The sequence below is a fragment of the Pseudomonas sp. PSB18 genome (assembly GCF_014596565.1).
Taxonomy (GTDB): Bacteria; Pseudomonadota; Gammaproteobacteria; order Pseudomonadales; family Pseudomonadaceae; genus Aquipseudomonas.
The window spans coordinates 233,831-250,045 of sequence record NZ_NOIN01000005.1; the positions used below are offsets into that span (position 1 = coordinate 233,831).

Genomic DNA, 16,215 nt, shown 5'->3' on the forward strand with positions numbered 1-16,215 from the left:
ATGCTTGAAAAGGGGCTGCTTCGCAGCCCAGCGGGGATAAATCCCCTCGCCACAATTGGATTCGGCTTAGTGGCTCTGGGGCTTGCCTAACAAATGACTCATCGCAATCTTCAACTTCATCGGCCGCACCGGTTTGTGCATCAGGGTGTGCCCGCGCTCGCGGATCTGTTGCTTGAGTTCGTTGCTGTAGTTGGCGGTGATCAGCATGGCCGGGATCGCTGACCTGCGGCGGGCGTTGATCCGGGCCACGGCGTCGACGCCGTTCTGGTCGTTGTCCAGGTGATAGTCGGCGATCAACAGGTCCACCTCGGCGTGGTCGCTGTCCACCTGGCGCACCAGGTCCTGTTCCGACAGCGCGGTGATGACCCGACAGCCCCAGCCTTCCAGCAACGTGCGCATGCCTGCGCAGATCGCCGCGTCGTTATCCAGCACCCAGATCCGCGCCCCGCGCAAGCGCTCCAGCATCGGCTCGCTCATGTCCACGCACGGCACCGGCTTGGGCGCGGTGGCGCTCAGCGGCACGTCGATGGCGAACATCGAACCCTTGCCCGGCCACGAGCGTACATGAATCCGATGGCCGAGGATCCCGGCGATCTTCTCGACAATCGCCAGGCCCAGGCCCAACCCGCGATCCTGGTTGGGACGCTGTACATCGCCGCGCTTGAACTCCTGGAAAATTTCCTCCAGGCGCTCTTCGGCAATGCCGATGCCGGAATCCCAGACCTGGATCGACACCCGCTGACCGTGGCGTCGGCACCCCAGCACCACGCGACCGCTAGGGGTGTAGCGGATGGCATTGCTCAGCAGGTTGCGCAGGATCCGGGCGAGTAGCTGCATGTCACTGCGCACTAGCACCGAACAGGGCACGAAGCGCAGCGCCAGCCCCTCGCTACGAGCGACCTGGGCGTACTCGGCGGCGAGGTTGTCGAGCAGTTCGCTGAGGGCGAACGGCGCGATGTCCGCCTTGATCACCCCGGCATCGAGCTTGGAGATGTCCACCAGGGTACCCAGCAGGTTCTCCACGTCCTGCAAGGAGTTGCTGACGTTGCGCACCAGATGCGCATTCGCCACCGGCTCACGCCGTTCGAGCAAGGCGCTGGTAAACAGTCGCGCGGCGTTGAGCGGTTGCAGCAGATCGTGGCTGACCGCCGCCAGGAACTTGGTCTTCGACAGGTTGGCCTGCTCGGCCTCGCGCTTGGCTTCGCGCAGGCGCAGTTCCACGCGGCTGCGCTCGTCGATCTCGCGCAACAACTGTTCGTTGAGCGTCGTCAGTTCAGCCGTGCGCTCCTGGACCCGCTGTTCCAGGTTCTGATAGGCCTGGTGCAGCGCCTCGGCGGTGCGGCGTCGTTCGGTGATATCACGGATCAGCACGAAGATCCCCACCACCTCGCCATTGGCCAGGCGGTTCGGCACGTAGGAACGCAACATGTAGCGTTCCTGGTTGTTGATGTTGGTTTCGGCGAACTCGAACGTCACGCTCTCCCCGGCGAGCGCCCGGGCCACGTAGGCTTCCAGGCGCTGGTAATGCTGCTCGCTGTGGGCTTCGCGCAGGCTCTGGCCGAGCATCACGCCACGGGGCCAGCAATACCATTGCTCGTAGACCTTGTTGGTGAATTCATAGACCAGGTCGGCATTGACGTAGGCGATCAGCGCCGGCACATGGTCGGTGATCAGGCGGATCCAGCGCTCGCTTTCGCTCAACGCCTCGGCATGCTGGTAGCGCTCGGTGATGTCGGTGAAGGTGTTGACGTAGCCACCGGTGGGCAGCGGATGGGTGCGGATTTCCAGGACCCGCCCATCGGAGAGGCGCTGCTCGCGTTCATGAATCAATCGACCGTTGCTGTCGCGGCTGGCCGGGGTCAACAGTTGCAGCTCGCTGTCGGCAATCACTTCGCTGAACGGCCGGTGGGCCGCCATCGGGGCCAGACCGCTGAGCTCCAGGAAGCGCCGGTTCCACAACTCCAGCACACCCTGGGCGTTGACCATCGCCACGCCCTGGGAGAGGTTGTCCACCGCACGCTGCAACAGGTGAGACTTCTGCGCGATGGCCTGCTCGCGGCGCACGGTTTCACTGAGTTTCACGTCGGTGATGTCGGTGAACAGGATCACCCGGCCACCCTCCTGGGTCGGCCGCTCGCTGACCTGCAACCAGCGGCCGTTCTGCAGGCGATACAGCACATGCTCATCATCCTGGCCGCGGTTTTCTTCGCTGAACAAGCCGTTGGCGGTCATCAGGCGCTTGACCTCGCCCAGGCGCATCCCGGCCATGATGCGCACCCGACTGTGGGCCCAGAACGCCTTGAAGCGGCTGTTGAACAGGACGATGCGTTGTTGTGCGTCGAACAGCACGAACGCATCGGAAATACTTTCGATGGCATCGATCAGGTGCCGATGGGCCGTTTCCGCCCGCAACCGCGCCTCACCGAGCAGATGATTGCCGGTCTTGAGCTCGGCCATGGCCTGGTTCAGCGCATCGGTGCGCTCGCGCACCTGCTCGGCCAGCACCACCGAATGCTGGAACGCCGCATACGGGTCGCTGCCCCGGGTTACGCCGGACTCCACCCGTTCGATCAACGCGGCGTTGATGCGCTGCAACTTGTGGTTTTCGTGTTGCAGTCCGGCGATCTGCGCTTGCAGATCAGCGATGACCGGGGACGCGATGGCGGGCAATGGCAACTCCGGTGAAGGTCTGGTTGATGTGCATGCCATTGAACTGTTCTCCGTAGGTGTTGAAACCCATCACCCGTTGTTTGCACAGGAACTGGCCGATCTGCTCCAGGCCGCCGCGATCTTCCAGCTCCAGGCGCCTGAGGAAGCAGTCGCAGCCGATGGTCAGCAACAGATCGCCGAGCCGCGCCTGCAAGCCGTCAAAAAGGTTTTCCAGGTTGGTCAACAAGGGGCCCGGGGTCATGGCCGTGAGGACGATGCCGTTCTCCACCGCGCAGTAGAAACTCAGGCTCAGGTCCGGGTGCACCTGCTGGACGGCCCGCACGTAATACTGGTCGTTGATGCGTACCGCCAGCGGATGGGCGGCGAACACCCGGTAGTCGAGGGCGCTCACCGGCACGCCGATATGCCGGGCGTATTCCTCGGCGGCGGGTTCAGCGTTGAGTTCATAGACCCGGCGCGAAGCGCTGTCGGCGCCGGTCACCACCAGTTTCTCTTCCCGGGGCAGGATGTGATGGGTGGTGAAGACCTCGAATTCCAGCCAGGTATTGATCAGCACCACCACGGCCGCGCCGCTGTGGAACTGGCCTTCGAAGTACACGTGGGTGTGGGTCAGGTAATTGTCGTCGCCGGCCGAACCGCCAAAATGCGGGATGTCCCCCAGGGCAGCGCTCAGCGCCGCGAGCACCATCTCTTCGCGGCTGGACAGACCGTCGAGCAGGGTCAGCGCAAAGCTGTGCCCCTTGATCGGTGCCAGGGCATTGCTGCGACAGCCGCTCGCCAGGCGCTCGACCATCTGCTGGGCGTCGATCAGGCTGAAGTGGCCCATTTCACCGATCAACTCGGCGGCAATGGAAAAATGCCGGTGATCGAACCCCACGGCTGTCACGCAGTTGCGACCATAACCCTGGGCGGTGATTTCCCCGGCACTGGTGCAGCCCACCAGGCGAATCCCGCCGAAGCTCCGGGACAATGCCTGGCCGAGGGCCGGCAGGTCGTATTCAGCGGAACAGAAAAACAGCACGAAGCCCAGATACGGATGCAGCAACTGCCGCGCCAGTTCCTGGGCCACTTGCTCGACATCCGTTGCCTGGGACATCGCGCTTACCACGCCTTCGCTCTGGGCCTGCTGCATCTTCGCCTCCGTGACAGGAGCCTTGAGTGTACGAAGCCGCGCCGGGCCCACGAATGCTACTTGGGTAGCGGGTGTGCGCTTCCATGGGATGAGAACGGTGGCGGCCCGGGCCGCGATGCGCACGGCTGGGGCCACCACAAACTCTCGAACACCGAATCCCTTTGTGGCGAGGGGATTCACTTTCTACCAGGTCAACACAGCCCCCACCGCAAACGTATCGGTGTCTTCGTTCTGAGCGCTGGTATCGTGGCCGTTGATTTCGAACTGGTTGTACTCGGCCACGAGCTTGAGGTTGTCGTTGACGTCATGGAACAGCGCAATGCCGCGGGTTTCATAATCGGCACCGCTGCCCACCACGCCGTTGCCGTCGTCATCGGTCTTGCCGTAGGACAGCGCCAGGCGGTTCTTGCCCAGCTTGTAGGAGCCTTGCAGCAGATAACCCTTGCTGTCGACGTTGCGCAACGTCGCTTCGCCGGCATTGTTGGTGAAGAACGGGTTGATGCCCTTGGCGGTGAACCCGGAGCCGGTGAGCGACAGGCCGCCCATCTTCGCCTGCACGCCATAACCGAGGCCTTTGGAGGTCACCGATTCGACGGTGGAGTCGGTGTTGTCCGAGGTCTGGTAGCTGCCGTTGAGCCAGCTGTAGATCTTCGCGCCGCCGAGGTCGAACTGGTAAGTGATCTCGCTCTCGGTGCGCGGGTTTTCCTGGTAGGCCTTGCCGGTGGCGCTGTTGTCGTTGGTGTCCACCGGGTCCATGATCCCCACCGCCACCCGCAGCCCGTCCATGACCGGGGTGCGATAGGTGATCTGCGAGGTCGGGAACGGATAGGGATAGCCGCTGCCGATGTTGCCGAACGATACGCCACCGCCGTCCACCAGCCCCAGGGTGTCGCTGACCTGACCGTAGCCGGCGAGCAATTCGTCGAGCAGGATGTTGGAGCGGGCGAACAGGCCGAAGTCCTTGCCGATCAACACCTCGCCCCACTCCGGGCTGGCGACGGTGCCGTAGAACTGGCGCACGTCGATGGCAGTGTCGGTGCCGTTGGTTTCGCTGTCGTTGATGGTCACCCAGAACGACGTGCGAGCGCCCAGCTTGAGGTCATCGACCTGCTTGCTCATGTTGAAACCCAGGTAGTTGGGCAGGAACCCCATCTTGACCCGCGCCTGGCGCCGATCGTACTGCTCCCCTGCCCGGTCCACGTCGCTGTTGACGTAGAAGGCGTTGATGTAGCCGTCGGTGGAAAAGGTGGTCTGGTCCTTGTCGTACAGCATGATTTCGGCCTGGGCCCAAGGCGTCAGGCCGAGGGTCGAGAGGCTGGCGATGACCGCAGGCATAAGACGGCGACGGGTATTTTTATTGTTGTGCATGGCGCGCTCCGCAACAGGGGACGGGATGTCGGAGGCGATTATCGAAAGGCTACGGGCCCCGCCATACGCTGCCTTGGAGGCAATTGGCGGGTGCTTTGGAAGCGCCGGTCCGGCGCGGCAGTTTGGGTGTACGACTGCACTGCCGGCGGACGCGGTACTTTGGGTGTGGGCCGATTGATCGGTGGGCGAACACTGAAACCTGTGGGAGCCGAGCTTGCTCGCGATGGCGGTGTGTCAGCTTGCATTTTCTGTTGAAGGTAGCGCCGTCATCGCGAGCAAGCTCGGCTCCCACAGAGTTCCCCACGGGTCTGTGGCAGCGAAGCTCCCGCAGACCCGTGGCACCATCCACTCAGAACCTCGGCTTGACGGTCTTCCAGTCCGGCCGGTAGCGCTGCATCTGCCGCACATCATCGCGCTGGCGAATGCCGCAACGCAGGAACTGTTCATGCAGCATGCCCAGTTGGTCCCGGTCCAGCTCCAGCCCGAGTCCCGGCGCCCGGGTGATTTTCACGCAGCCATCGACAATCGGCAGCTTGCCTCCCTTGATCACCTCCTCATCCGGCTCCTGCCATGGGTAATGGGTGTCGCAGGCATAGTCCAGGTTCGGCACCGCGGCGGCTACGTGGGCCATGGCCATGAGGCTGATGCCCAGGTGCGAGTTCGAATGCATCGACACGCCGAGGCCAAAGGTGTCGCACATTTTCGCCAGCGCCTGGGTGTCCCGCAGGCCACCCCAGTAATGGTGGTCGGCCAACACGATCTGCACGCTGTTCAGCGCTACGCTGCGGCGGAACTCGTCGAAATCGGTGACCACCATGTTGGTCGCCAACGGCAGGCCGGTGCGCTTGTGCAGCTCGGACATGCCCTCCAGACCCGGCGTCGGGTCTTCGTAATACTGCAGGTCATCGCCCAGCAGTTCAGCCATGCGAATGGAGGTTTCAAGCGACCAGTTGGCATTCGGGTCGATGCGCAACGGGTAGCCGGGAAAGGCCTGTTTCAGCGCCTTGATGCACGCCACTTCATGCTCCGGTTCCAGTGCACCCGCCTTGAGCTTGATGCTCTTGAAACCGTAGTCGGTGATCATGCGCCGGGCCTGGGCGACGATCTGCTGTTCATTGAGCGCCTCGCCCCAGCTGTCCGGCGGATACGGCGAATCGATGTGCTCGGCGTACTTGAAAAACAGGTACGCGCTGAACGGGATCTCATCGCGAATCGCGCCGCCCAGCAGATCCACCAGCGGCACGTTCAGGTAATGGGCCTGCAGGTCCAGGCAGGCCACTTCGAATGCCGAATAGGCATTGCTCACGGCCTTGCTCGCATGGGAGCCCGGCGCCAGTTCGGCACCGGCGACACTGGCGGGCCGCTGCGCGGCGACGGTGGCCTGGACGATGGCCCGCAACTGGTTGAGGTTGAACGGGTCCAGGCCGATCAGTTGGTCCTGCAGTTGTTGCTGGATCGCCAGGGCCGGCGCATCGCCATAGCTCTCGCCCAGACCGATGTAGCCGTTGTCACTCTCGATCTCGATGATCGAGCGCAGCGCAAACGGCTCATGAATGCCGCTGGCGTTGAGCAATGGCGGATCGCGAAAGGCAATGGGGGTGACGGTGACGCGTTTGATCTTCATACAGCGGCTCCCGATGGGCCAGGGTTCAAGGCTTGGGTGTTTTCCGGTGGATTGGCCTGCGCGACGGTTTCACGCTTGCCGGACAATGAGTTGGGCGTGTCACGCCCCGGTGAGGTACGGGCGAAGAAGATCACCACGGCGGCGACCAGCGAGGTAATCGCCAGGCCATACAGGCCGCCCTCGATGGAGCCGGTGGTCTGCTCCAGGAAACCGAACGCCGTCGGTGCGACGAAGCCGCCGAGGTTGCCGATGGAGTTGATCAGGGCAATCACCGCCGCCGCGATGCGGGCGTCCAGGTAGCCCTGGGGAATCGGCCAGAACAGCGCCGACGCGGCCTTGAAACCAATGGCCGCGAAACAGATGGCGACGAAGGCGAAGATAGGCCCGCCGGTGGTGGACATGAACATGCCGAACGCCGCGATCACCAGGGTCGCCGCCACCCACGCTTGCTGGAATTTCCATTTACCGGCCAGGGCCGCGAAGGCGTACATCGCCACGATGGAAATGATCCACGGGATGGAGTTGAGCAAACCGACCTGGAAATCCCCCAGGCTGCCCATTTTCCTGATCATGCTCGGCAGCCAGAACGTGGCGCCGTAGATCGTCAGGGCGATGGAGAAGTAGATGAAACAGAACAGCGCGATCTGCCGGTCGGCGAGCAGCTTGAACATCGATGGCTTGACCACCTGGGCGGCTTCCCGGGCCCGCTGTTCTTCGGCAATCGTCGCGGTCAACACTGCTTTCTCTTCAGCGGTCAGCCATTTGGCCTGGTTGGGGTGCGATTGCAGCCAGAACCAGACAAACCCGCACAGCACAATGGAGGCAAAGCCTTCGATCAGGAACATCCACTGCCAGCCATGCAGGCCCATGCCGCTGACATTCAACAGCGCACCGGACACCGGCCCGGAAATCACCGAAGCGATGGCCGAACCGCTGAGGAAGATCGCCATCGCCTTGCCGCGCTCGTTGGCCGGCAACCATTGGGTGAAGTAGTAGATGATGCCGGGAAAGAACCCCGCCTCCGCCGCACCGAGAATGAAGCGCAGTACATAGAAACTGGTCTCGCCACGCACAAAGGCCATGGCCATCGCCGCCGCGCCCCAGGTGAACATGATCCGCGTCAGCCAGGCCCGGGCGCCGTAGCGTTGCAGGAGCATGTTGGACGGCACTTCGAACAGCGCGTAGCCGACGAAGAACAGCCCGGCGCCAAGCCCGTAGGCGGCGGCACCGATGCCCAGGTCGGTTTCCAGGTGGCTGCGCACGAAGCCGATGTTGACCCGGTCGATGTAGTTGACGATGAACATCACCACCACCAGGGGCAGTACATGACGTTTGACCTTGGCCGCGGCGCGCGCCAGGGTACTGTCATGCGTGGAGTCCGTTACGTTATTCAAGGGAGCCTCCCAATCGTTGTTTTTGTGGGGAACGGCTCGATGATGGACGGGGTGTATTGTTCCCGTCTAATCTAACTTGGCACTTGATTGATACCTGGATTGAATCAATGTTTGAACTGGCCCAACTGCGCTGCTTTACCACCGTCGCGACGGAGCTCAATTTCCGCCGCGCCGCCGAACGGTTGAACATGACCCAACCGCCCTTGAGCCGACAGATCCAATTGCTGGAGCATCACCTGGGCGTCGAGCTGTTCACCCGCAGCACCCGCAGCGTTGCCCTCACCGCCGCCGGCCGGGCTTTTTTCATCGAGGCGCAGAACCTGCTGGAGCAGGCGCAACAAGCCGCCACGGCCGCCCGACGCTTCGCCCAGGGCGACATCGGCTCGGTCACCATCAGCTTCGTCGGCAGCGCGGTCTATGAGTTCCTGCCCAAGGTCATCGCCGAAGCACGGCTGAAACAGCCCCAGGTCAAAATCGTCCTCTCGGAAATGAATACCTACCAGCAGCACGAGGCCCTGCGCGCGCGGCGCATCGACCTGGGCATTGTCCGCTCACCGCTGCTGGAAACCGGCTACGCCACCGAGTGCCTGGTGCGCGAACCCTTTGTCCTGGCGGTGCCTGCCAGTCATCCGCTGGCCCGCACCGAATCCGTCAGTGTCCAGGACCTCGATGGCGAGCCGTTCCTGATGTATTCCCATTCCGCCTACCCGCCCTTCAACGAATTGCTCACCGGCATGCTCCGCTCGGCCCGGGTCGCGCCACAATTCGTGCAATGGCTGGGGTCATCACTGACGATCCTGGCGCTGGTCAACGCCGGCATGGGCCTGGCACTGGTTCCGCGCTGTGCCACCAGCGTGGTGTTCAAGCAGGTGGTGTTCCGGGAGATCGATCTGGGCGAAGGGGTACAGAGCGAGTTGCACCTGGTGTGGCGCGAGGACAATGACAACCCGGCGTTCACCATGTTGCTGGAAGGGATTCGGGGGGCGGTTCGCGAGGGATTTTGATCCGTGGCCTGCCGAAGCAGGCTTGTCGAGTACACATTCGTCCGGTTCCCGACCGATCAGCAACTCAGGTGTTCCCGTCACCACCAAGTAGTTGTACGATGACAGATGAGTGCTCTCGACACTCATTCCTCATACCTACAACAACAAGGACACCCCCATGAAAAAAGCGACATTGGTGATGAGCTTCCTGTGCCTGTTCGGCGGCTACGCAGCCACGGCCGCTGCTTCGGCCGAGCAAGACGTGGCCCAGGCCGTCGACCACCTGACCCAGGCCATGCTGCACAAGGACATCCCCCAGCTTCAGGCCCTGGCCGCCGAGAACCTCACCTACGGTCACTCCAGCGGCAACATCCAGGACAAGAAAGCCTTCATCGCCGACATCGAAACCGGCAAGAGCGCGTTCAAGACCCTGGAAATGCAGAACCAGAAAATCACCCTGTCCGGTGACACGGCCCTGGTGCGCAACCATTTCTCGGCTCAGGCGATCAAGGGCACCGACATCGTGCCGACTGAAATCGAGAACTTCCAGATCTGGCAGAAACAGAAGAATGGCAAGTGGCTGCTGATCGGGCGGCAGGCGTTCAAGTTCTAATCACTTCCACAGGGTCTATCAATAGACAGTGGTCTTGCGGTCAACCCTGAACCCAATGTGGGAGCGAGCCTGCTCGCGATGGCGTCAGTCCAGTGACTACCGTTATCGCGAGCAGGCTCGCTCCCACAGGGATTGCCCTTAGCTGCCTGCCCACTGCTCCCGGTGCTGCAACAGGAAATCGACGAAGGCGCGGACCCGTTGGGGCATGTAGCGGCCATGGGGGTAGAGCAAGGTGAAGGGACGTGAGCGGCCACTGAAAGGCTGCAGCACTTCCACCAGGCTCCCGTCCGCCAGTTCCTGTTCGACGATGAAGCGGTAGGTCTGGAACAGTCCCGCGCCATGCCTGGCCAGCGTCACCCCGCCCAGCACATCGTCCGAGCAGCAATAGTTGCCCTGGCCGAACACCTCCCGCTCCTTGCCATCGACATTGAACAACCAGGAAATTCGCCGACCGCTGCTGGGCAACTCGAACTGGATGCATTCGTGAGCGTCCAGGTCTTCGAGGGTGCGCGGTGTGCCGACCCTGTGCAGATAGTCCGGCGCGGCGACCACCACCAGCTTCGCATCCTCCAGTAAACGGGCGATCAGGGAAGAGTCCGGCTGGGCCCGGACCCGAATCGCCAGGTCATAGCCCTCGGCGACGAAGTCGATGTTCCGATTGCTCAGGTGCACGTCCACGCTGACTTGCGGATACAGCGCACGGAAGGCCGGCAGCAAGGGCAGGATCCGGTGATGACCGTAGGTGGTGGGCAGGCTGATGCGCAGTTGTCCGGACGGCATCGATTGCGCCCCCATCATCTCCTGTTGCGCCTCCACCAACTGGGTCAGCGCCTGCCGGCACTGCTCGAAATAGGTCTTCCCGGCCTCGGTCAGGCGGATGCTGCGGGTGGTGCGCACGAACAGGCGTGAGCCCAGGCGTTCCTCCAGGCGAAAGATCGAACGGCTCACCGCCGCCGGGGTAACACCCGCCACTTGGGCCGCCGCCGTGAAGCTGCCCGCTTCGGCCGCCAGGCAGAACAGTTCTATGCTGCCCAATTGCAGGTCGTCGAAATGTCGCTTCATGATTCATTACACCGTGTATCAACTGAAGATCACAGCTGCCTGTTTATCAGCCCGTGGCGTATAAATACAGTGGCTTCGGTCGCGCGGGGAAACCTGCGCACCTTCTCTCAACCAGCAGGAGTGCAACATGCCTTTCGTCAATGTGCGTATCACCCGCGATGGCGTCACCCGCGAACAGAAAGCCCAGGTGATCTCGGAGATCACCGAAACCCTCCAGCGCGTACTGGGCAAGGACCCGCACCTGACCCATATCGTGATCGAGGAAGTCGATACGGATAACTGGGGTTATGCGGGCATGACGACCACGCAGTATCGAAGTCTTCCCAAAGAGTGAGCACCTGCTTCTATCAAGCCCGGCCTGATTGACCGGGCTTTTTTGTGCCTGCCAACTTCCCCCTGTGGGAGCGAGCAAGCTCGCTCCCACAGGGGCTTACTGTTGAATGGGAGATTGATTACATCAGGTATCAACTCAAGTACCGCCAATCCCGTTTATCAATCCCGAGCGCATCAATACTCTGATCTCAACCACCGCCCCTACTGGCGCAGCGGTTCAACTCAACGATCAGGAGTCACATCATGAGTCTCAACAAAACCGTCATCATCACCGGCGCGTCCAGCGGCATCGGCCTGGGTCTGGTCAAGGCGTTTCTGGATCACGGTTACAACGTGGTCGGCAACGCCCGCTCCCGCACGGGGCTGGATGATGCCGCCGGCCAATTCGATCATTCGGCCCGCTTCATCGGTGTGGCCGGCGATATCGCCGACCCGGCGACTTCGACCCAGCTCATCGCCAAGGCCGTCGAAGCGTTCGGCGCCGTTGATGGGCTGGTGAACAATGCCGGGTTCTTCCTGCCCAAACCCTTCATCGAATACAGCCCCCAAGACCTGGAGTCACTGCTGGACACCAACCTCAAGGGACTGGTTTATGCCAGCCAGGCGGCCGCCGCGCACATGATCAGTCGTCGGCAAGGCTTCATCATCAATATTTCCGCCGCCGTGGCCCTGCAACCGAACATCCAGGTGCCGGCCGCGCTGCCAGTGTTGATCAAGGGTGGCGTCAACCAGATGACCCGCGCCCTGGCCCTTGAGCTGTCGCCGCACAACATCAAGGTCAACGCCGTCGCGCCCGGCATCATCGATACACCGATGCATGACCCCGCTCATCGCGAATTCCTCAACAACCTGGCACCTGCCGGCCGCGTGGGCACCATCGGGGAAATTGCCGAGGCGGTGCTGTACCTGGCGGGCGCCGACTTTACGACTGGCGCGGTGCTGCCGGTGGATGGCGGGATGAGCACGGGCAAGTGGTAGGAGTCGCCGCAGTTTCCTTTGTGGGAGCGAGCCTGCTCGCGATGGCGGTGTGTCAGCTGGAAATTCCGCTATCGCGAGCACGCTCGCTCCCACAGGGATTGCACTTGCGTTAGAGGGTGTAGGAAATGCCCGCCTGCACCGTTCGCGGTGCGCCCGGGTAGGCGTAGACGTTGCCGAAGGCGCCTTCCTCGTAATCGGCGTCGAACAGGTTTTTCAGGTCCAGGTTGAGGCGGATCCGTTCGTTGACCTTGTAGTAGCCGAGCAGGTCGACGACAGTGTAGCTGTCCATCGAGAATGCATTCGCCGCCGTCTGGCCGGCCCGCTCATCCACGTATTTGACCCCCGCTCCCAGGCCCAGCCCCTTGAGGCCACCGTCCTGGAATTCGTAGACGTTCAACAGGCTGAAGGTGTTCTTCGGGACGTTGAGCAGGCGGGTGCCGCTGGGGATGCTGGTGTCCTTGGTTACCTCGGCATCGACGTAAGCGTAGCCGCCGATCATGCGCCACTCCGGCGTCAGGTTGCCCGCCACGTTCAGGTCGAATCCGCGGCTGCGCACTTCGCCGGCGGCGACGCTGAAGGTGGAATCCACCGGGTCCGTGGTGAGGACGTTACGCTTCTCGATCTGGTACACCGCCGCGTCGACGCTCAATTGGCGATCCAGCGCTTCCCATTTCACGCCCATCTCATAGGACTTACCCTCTTCCGGCTTGAATCCGCCGCCCTGACGGCTGGCACCGGTGTTGGGCTTGAAAGAACGAGCAGTGTTCGCGTAGACGGCCACCGTGTCAGTCAGGTCGTAAATCACCCCGACCCGCGGCGTGACCGCGCTGTCGTTCTTGTCCCAGTTCCTGCCATTGGGCACGAAGGTCTCGTACTCATGCTCAAAGCGCTCGAAACGCGCACCCGCCAGCAATTTCAAACGCTCGGTGAGGGCCACCTGATCCTGGACGAACACACCGAACGTCTTGAGGTTTTCCTGATCATTGGTAGGGGTACGGGTCAATGCCGGACGAGGCTGGCCATACACCGGGTTGAAGATATCGATCGGGTAGGCACCGGTCCCGGCAGCGGAACGCTGGATGATGGACTGATAGTCGTAGTCTTCGTACTCGACCCCGGTCAACAGCGTGTGCTCGAACCCGCCGGTTGAAAAGTGCCCGGTGAGGTTGAGCTGCGTGTCCCGGTCGGTCCATTCCAGTTTGCGGTAGTTGAAGTTACGGCCCAGGGTACGGCCGTCGGCCGCGATGCCGTTGCCTTCCACCGCGTTGCCCTGCAAGGTGCCGTCGAGCCACTGGGTGCCGCCGGCCAGGGTCCAGTCGTCGTTGAGCATGTGCTCGAAACGTACCTGCGCCATGTTGTTGTCGTTGTGCAATTTGCCGGCGTCTTTTTCGCCGAAGAAGGTATCCCGCGAGGCCGTGCCACGCTGGCCGGCGTAATGGGTCAGGCCACGGTCCAGCGGATGGTTGTTGCGCATGAAATCGCCTTCGAACGTCAGGCGCGTGGTGTCGTTGACCTGCCAGCTGACCACCGGCGCGACGCCATAACGCTCGGTCTCGACGTGGTCGCGGAAGGTGTCGCCACCCTCGCCGATCACGTTCAGGCGATAGGCCAGGCGGCCCTCTTCATCCAACGGGCCGGATGCGTCCAGCGTGCCGCGACGCATGCCCTGGTCGTTGAGCTGGCTGCCCAGGGTCACCGTGCGCTCGGCCAGCGGTTGCTTGGACACCACGTTGAAGGTGCCGCCCGGATCGCCACGGCCGTACAGCATGGTCGCCGGCCCCCGCAGCACTTCAAGCCGCTCGATGGTATTGGCGTCGGGCATGTTCGGGTAGCCACGGTTGATGGGGAAACCGTTGCGGTAGAACTCTCCGGTGGTGAAGCCGCGCACCGTGAACGTGGTCAGGCCCTGGCCGCCGAAGTTGTTGGCCCGCCCCACCCCGCCGGCATAATCAAGGGCATCCTGCAGGCGTGTGGCGCCGAGGTCTTCCACCACGTCGCGGGACACCACGCTGATGGATTGCGGGGTTTCATGGATGGCGGTGTCGGTGCGCGTGGCACTGGCCGAACGGGTGGCGTGATAGCCGTTGACGGGCCCCTGTGCGGTTTCACTGTCCGAAAGCCCCACGATATCCGTGGCCTGCAACTCCAGCGGCGCCCGGTCGGCGGCAATGGGCTCATCAGCCCACGTGGAAACGGAATAAGCCTGGAGCACACACAGTGAAACGAGAATCCGACGCATCGCACAACCCTAATGGAAAGACACCGACCGTCTCCGGACGGCTGACAAAAATGTGTCGCGAAAGATACAGCAACTCATTCCTGTTTGACATACATTCCCATTATCATCTTGTCTCTGCTGCCTGGGGTCAGCCCACGCCACCCGAGCGCCATAGTCAGGGACCTATAACGAAGGCCCCTGTGGGAGCAAAGCTTGCTCGCGATGGCGACAGACCCGCCAACATCGTCATCGACTGAAATCCCCAATCGCGAGCAAGCTTTGCTCCCACAGATTCATGCGCTCCCACAAACTCTCACACAGCTTCATTTCTCTGTTCAGCCAGCGACGCCTCTTCTATCCGCCGGAAAAACGTCTGCGCTCGAATGTCCTGGACGAAGGCCACGTTCAGCCGCAGCCAGTCACACGTCTCCCTGGCTGGCATGAAACTGGCGCCTTGGGAAAGCTGGACCTGCGTTTCACGGGCGATCTGCTGCACTCGCTCGCTCCCCACATGCCGAGGCCTGGCCCACACGAACAGGCCCCCGGTCGGCTCGGCGAAAACCTCCCAATACGCCTGGTCAAGTTGGCGCAGCGTGCTCGCCATCTGCTTGTTCAAACGCTGGCGCAGGCGTTGCAGCAACTTGCGATAAGCCCCGTTGGCGAGCAGTGTCGCCACGACATTTTCCGCCAACAGCGAGCAGCCGATACCGGTCACCATCTTGACCTCGGCCAGCCGGTCGATGATCTCGGGTTGGGCGACGACATAACCGATGCGCAGCGAACTGGACAGTGTCTTGGAAAAGCTCGCTAGGTAGATCACCCGGTCCAGGCCATCCAGGGTCGCGAGGCGTGACGTCGGCCCGTTCTGGAAGTCGGCGTAGATGTCGTCTTCGATGAGGCGGAAATCGTGTTGGGTGGCCAGTTGCAGCAGACGATACGCGACACTCGGCGCGAGGCTGGTGCCGGTGGGGTTCTGGTACATGCTGTTGATGAAGAAATAGGTGGGCTTGTGCTGTTCGAGCAAGCGTTCCATGTTGTCGATATCCGGGCCTTGAGTGCCTCTGGGAACCGCCAGGGTCTTGACTCCGTGCAACTTCAGCAGATTGAACAGGTTGTAGTAGCCGGGGCTTTCCACCAGGACCAGGTCACCGGGCTTGAGCAGCGTGCGCACCAACAGGTCGAGACCATGACTGGCGCCTTGAGTGGTGAGGATCTGCGCAAGATCGGCGTGTATGTCGATCAGGCCCAGGCGCTTCTGGATGTGCTGACGCAGAGGAACAGAGCCCAGGGGCGTGCTGTAGTTGAACAGTGCTTGATTGTCGCTGCGTACCACCTGGCGGATCGCCTGGCCCAGATCGGCGTCGTCGCGCCAGGTGTCGGGCAGCCAGCCGCAGCCGAGCTTGAGCTGCGTCGATTCGTTGTCGAATAACGTCCATGCCCCCTCACCCGTTTCAACATCCGGTCCCACGGGCCGGGACACTTGCTGCGCGACGAAGAAACCCGACCCATGCCGGGACTCCAACACTCCGCTGGCAACCAGTTGGTCGTAGGCCTTGATCACGCACGACAGGCTGACGTCATTTTCCTGGGCCAATTGCCGGATGGAAGGCATTCGCGCACCGGGGCGAATGCGATGGCTGCTGATCCAGCCCACGAGCCGAGTCATCAGTTGCCGGGTCATGGGCTCGGCGGACTTGCGGTCGATGTTCAGGTCCATGCGGGGTGCTCTCGAAGTGTTCGCCGATTTTTAGCGAACAGTTAATCACAAAACCCCTCGGCCTGTTCCTTGTTCCCGCGAAGCCCGGCAGTGATAGTCCAGCGGACGCCTACTCAACGACTC

The 16,215-nt window shown here is 62.3% G+C and carries 12 protein-coding genes; 4 read left to right on the forward strand and 8 right to left on the reverse strand.

Annotation, left to right across the window (positions count from 1 at the left end):
- Positions 1-66 precede the first annotated feature (66 nt).
- From nahK to CGA22_RS14590, 5 genes are all read right to left on the reverse strand, one after another.
- Complete coding sequence (gene nahK, locus CGA22_RS14570; protein WP_084213722.1) at positions 67-2,709, reverse strand: hybrid sensor histidine kinase/response regulator NahK/ErcS'; 2,643 nt, start codon at positions 2,707-2,709, stop codon at positions 67-69.
- Positions 2,639-3,802 (reverse strand): nitric oxide-sensing protein NosP, encoded by a 1,164-nt coding sequence (gene nosP / locus CGA22_RS14575; protein ID WP_041021388.1) that lies wholly within the window; start codon positions 3,800-3,802, stop codon positions 2,639-2,641. The genes nahK and nosP overlap by 71 nt, the downstream gene beginning before the upstream one ends.
- Before the next feature lie 183 nt (positions 3,803-3,985).
- Complete coding sequence (locus tag CGA22_RS14580; protein ID WP_041021389.1) at positions 3,986-5,170, reverse strand: porin; 1,185 nt, start codon at positions 5,168-5,170, stop codon at positions 3,986-3,988.
- Positions 5,171-5,519: 349 nt separating this feature from the next.
- Positions 5,520-6,794: a glucarate dehydratase family protein gene (locus CGA22_RS14585; protein ID WP_041021390.1), complete on the reverse strand. Its 1,275-nt coding sequence runs from the start codon at positions 6,792-6,794 to the stop codon at positions 5,520-5,522.
- On the reverse strand, positions 6,791-8,188 hold the full coding sequence (locus CGA22_RS14590) for an MFS transporter (protein WP_041021391.1): 1,398 nt from the start codon (positions 8,186-8,188) through the stop codon (positions 6,791-6,793). Before CGA22_RS14590 ends, CGA22_RS14585 begins: the two co-directional genes overlap by 4 nt.
- A 107-nt stretch (positions 8,189-8,295) precedes the next feature.
- Here CGA22_RS14590 and CGA22_RS14595 point away from each other — a divergent pair, with 107 nt between their 5' ends.
- Together CGA22_RS14595 and CGA22_RS14600 are read left to right on the forward strand one after the other, a co-directional pair.
- Entirely contained in the window at positions 8,296-9,192 is an 897-nt protein-coding gene (locus tag CGA22_RS14595; RefSeq protein WP_188258628.1) for a LysR substrate-binding domain-containing protein, read from the forward strand.
- 157 nt (positions 9,193-9,349) lie between these two features.
- Entirely contained in the window at positions 9,350-9,784 is a 435-nt protein-coding gene (locus tag CGA22_RS14600) for a nuclear transport factor 2 family protein (protein WP_041021393.1), read from the forward strand.
- A gap of 138 nt (positions 9,785-9,922) precedes the next feature.
- Here CGA22_RS14600 and CGA22_RS14605 read toward each other — a convergent pair whose 3' ends face one another.
- Positions 9,923-10,846, reverse strand: coding sequence for a LysR family transcriptional regulator (locus CGA22_RS14605; RefSeq protein ID WP_041021394.1), 924 nt, complete (start codon positions 10,844-10,846; stop codon positions 9,923-9,925).
- 127 nt (positions 10,847-10,973) lie between these two features.
- Between CGA22_RS14605 and CGA22_RS14610 the strand changes: the two genes are divergently transcribed.
- Both CGA22_RS14610 and CGA22_RS14615 read left to right on the forward strand, forming a co-directional pair.
- The gene (locus tag CGA22_RS14610; RefSeq protein WP_003202537.1) at positions 10,974-11,180 is read left to right on the forward strand and encodes a tautomerase family protein; all 207 of its coding nucleotides are present in this window, start codon (positions 10,974-10,976) and stop codon (positions 11,178-11,180) included.
- Between the two features lie 242 nt (positions 11,181-11,422).
- Positions 11,423-12,157: an SDR family NAD(P)-dependent oxidoreductase gene (locus CGA22_RS14615; RefSeq protein ID WP_041021395.1), complete on the forward strand. Its 735-nt coding sequence runs from the start codon at positions 11,423-11,425 to the stop codon at positions 12,155-12,157.
- A 109-nt stretch (positions 12,158-12,266) separates the two neighbouring features.
- Here CGA22_RS14615 and CGA22_RS14620 read toward each other — a convergent pair whose 3' ends face one another.
- Both CGA22_RS14620 and CGA22_RS14625 read right to left on the reverse strand, forming a co-directional pair.
- Complete coding sequence (locus tag CGA22_RS14620; RefSeq protein ID WP_041021396.1) at positions 12,267-14,396, reverse strand: TonB-dependent siderophore receptor; 2,130 nt, start codon at positions 14,394-14,396, stop codon at positions 12,267-12,269.
- Positions 14,397-14,688: 292 nt separating this feature from the next.
- Positions 14,689-16,092, reverse strand: a complete 1,404-nt coding sequence (locus CGA22_RS14625; RefSeq protein WP_041021397.1) for a PLP-dependent aminotransferase family protein — start codon at positions 16,090-16,092, stop codon at positions 14,689-14,691.
- Between the last annotated feature and the right edge of the window lie 123 nt (positions 16,093-16,215).

Excerpts from the sequence above, each read along its gene's own strand:
- nahK (WP_084213722.1), bottom strand. The coding sequence starts at position 2,709 with ATGGCATGCACATCAACCAGACCTTCACCGGAGTTGCCATTGCCCGCC.
- nosP (WP_041021388.1), bottom strand. The coding sequence starts at position 3,802 with ATGCAGCAGGCCCAGAGCGAAGGCGTGGTAAGCGCGATGTCCCAGGCA.
- CGA22_RS14580 (WP_041021389.1), bottom strand. The coding sequence starts at position 5,170 with ATGCACAACAATAAAAATACCCGTCGCCGTCTTATGCCTGCGGTCATC.
- CGA22_RS14585 (WP_041021390.1), bottom strand. The coding sequence starts at position 6,794 with ATGAAGATCAAACGCGTCACCGTCACCCCCATTGCCTTTCGCGATCCG.
- CGA22_RS14595 (WP_188258628.1), top strand. The coding sequence starts at position 8,296 with ATGTTTGAACTGGCCCAACTGCGCTGCTTTACCACCGTCGCGACGGAG.
- CGA22_RS14600 (WP_041021393.1), top strand. The coding sequence starts at position 9,350 with ATGAAAAAAGCGACATTGGTGATGAGCTTCCTGTGCCTGTTCGGCGGC.
- CGA22_RS14605 (WP_041021394.1), bottom strand. The coding sequence starts at position 10,846 with ATGAAGCGACATTTCGACGACCTGCAATTGGGCAGCATAGAACTGTTC.
- CGA22_RS14610 (WP_003202537.1), top strand. The coding sequence starts at position 10,974 with ATGCCTTTCGTCAATGTGCGTATCACCCGCGATGGCGTCACCCGCGAA.
- CGA22_RS14615 (WP_041021395.1), top strand. The coding sequence starts at position 11,423 with ATGAGTCTCAACAAAACCGTCATCATCACCGGCGCGTCCAGCGGCATC.
- CGA22_RS14620 (WP_041021396.1), bottom strand. The coding sequence starts at position 14,396 with ATGCGTCGGATTCTCGTTTCACTGTGTGTGCTCCAGGCTTATTCCGTT.
- CGA22_RS14625 (WP_041021397.1), bottom strand. The coding sequence starts at position 16,092 with ATGGACCTGAACATCGACCGCAAGTCCGCCGAGCCCATGACCCGGCAA.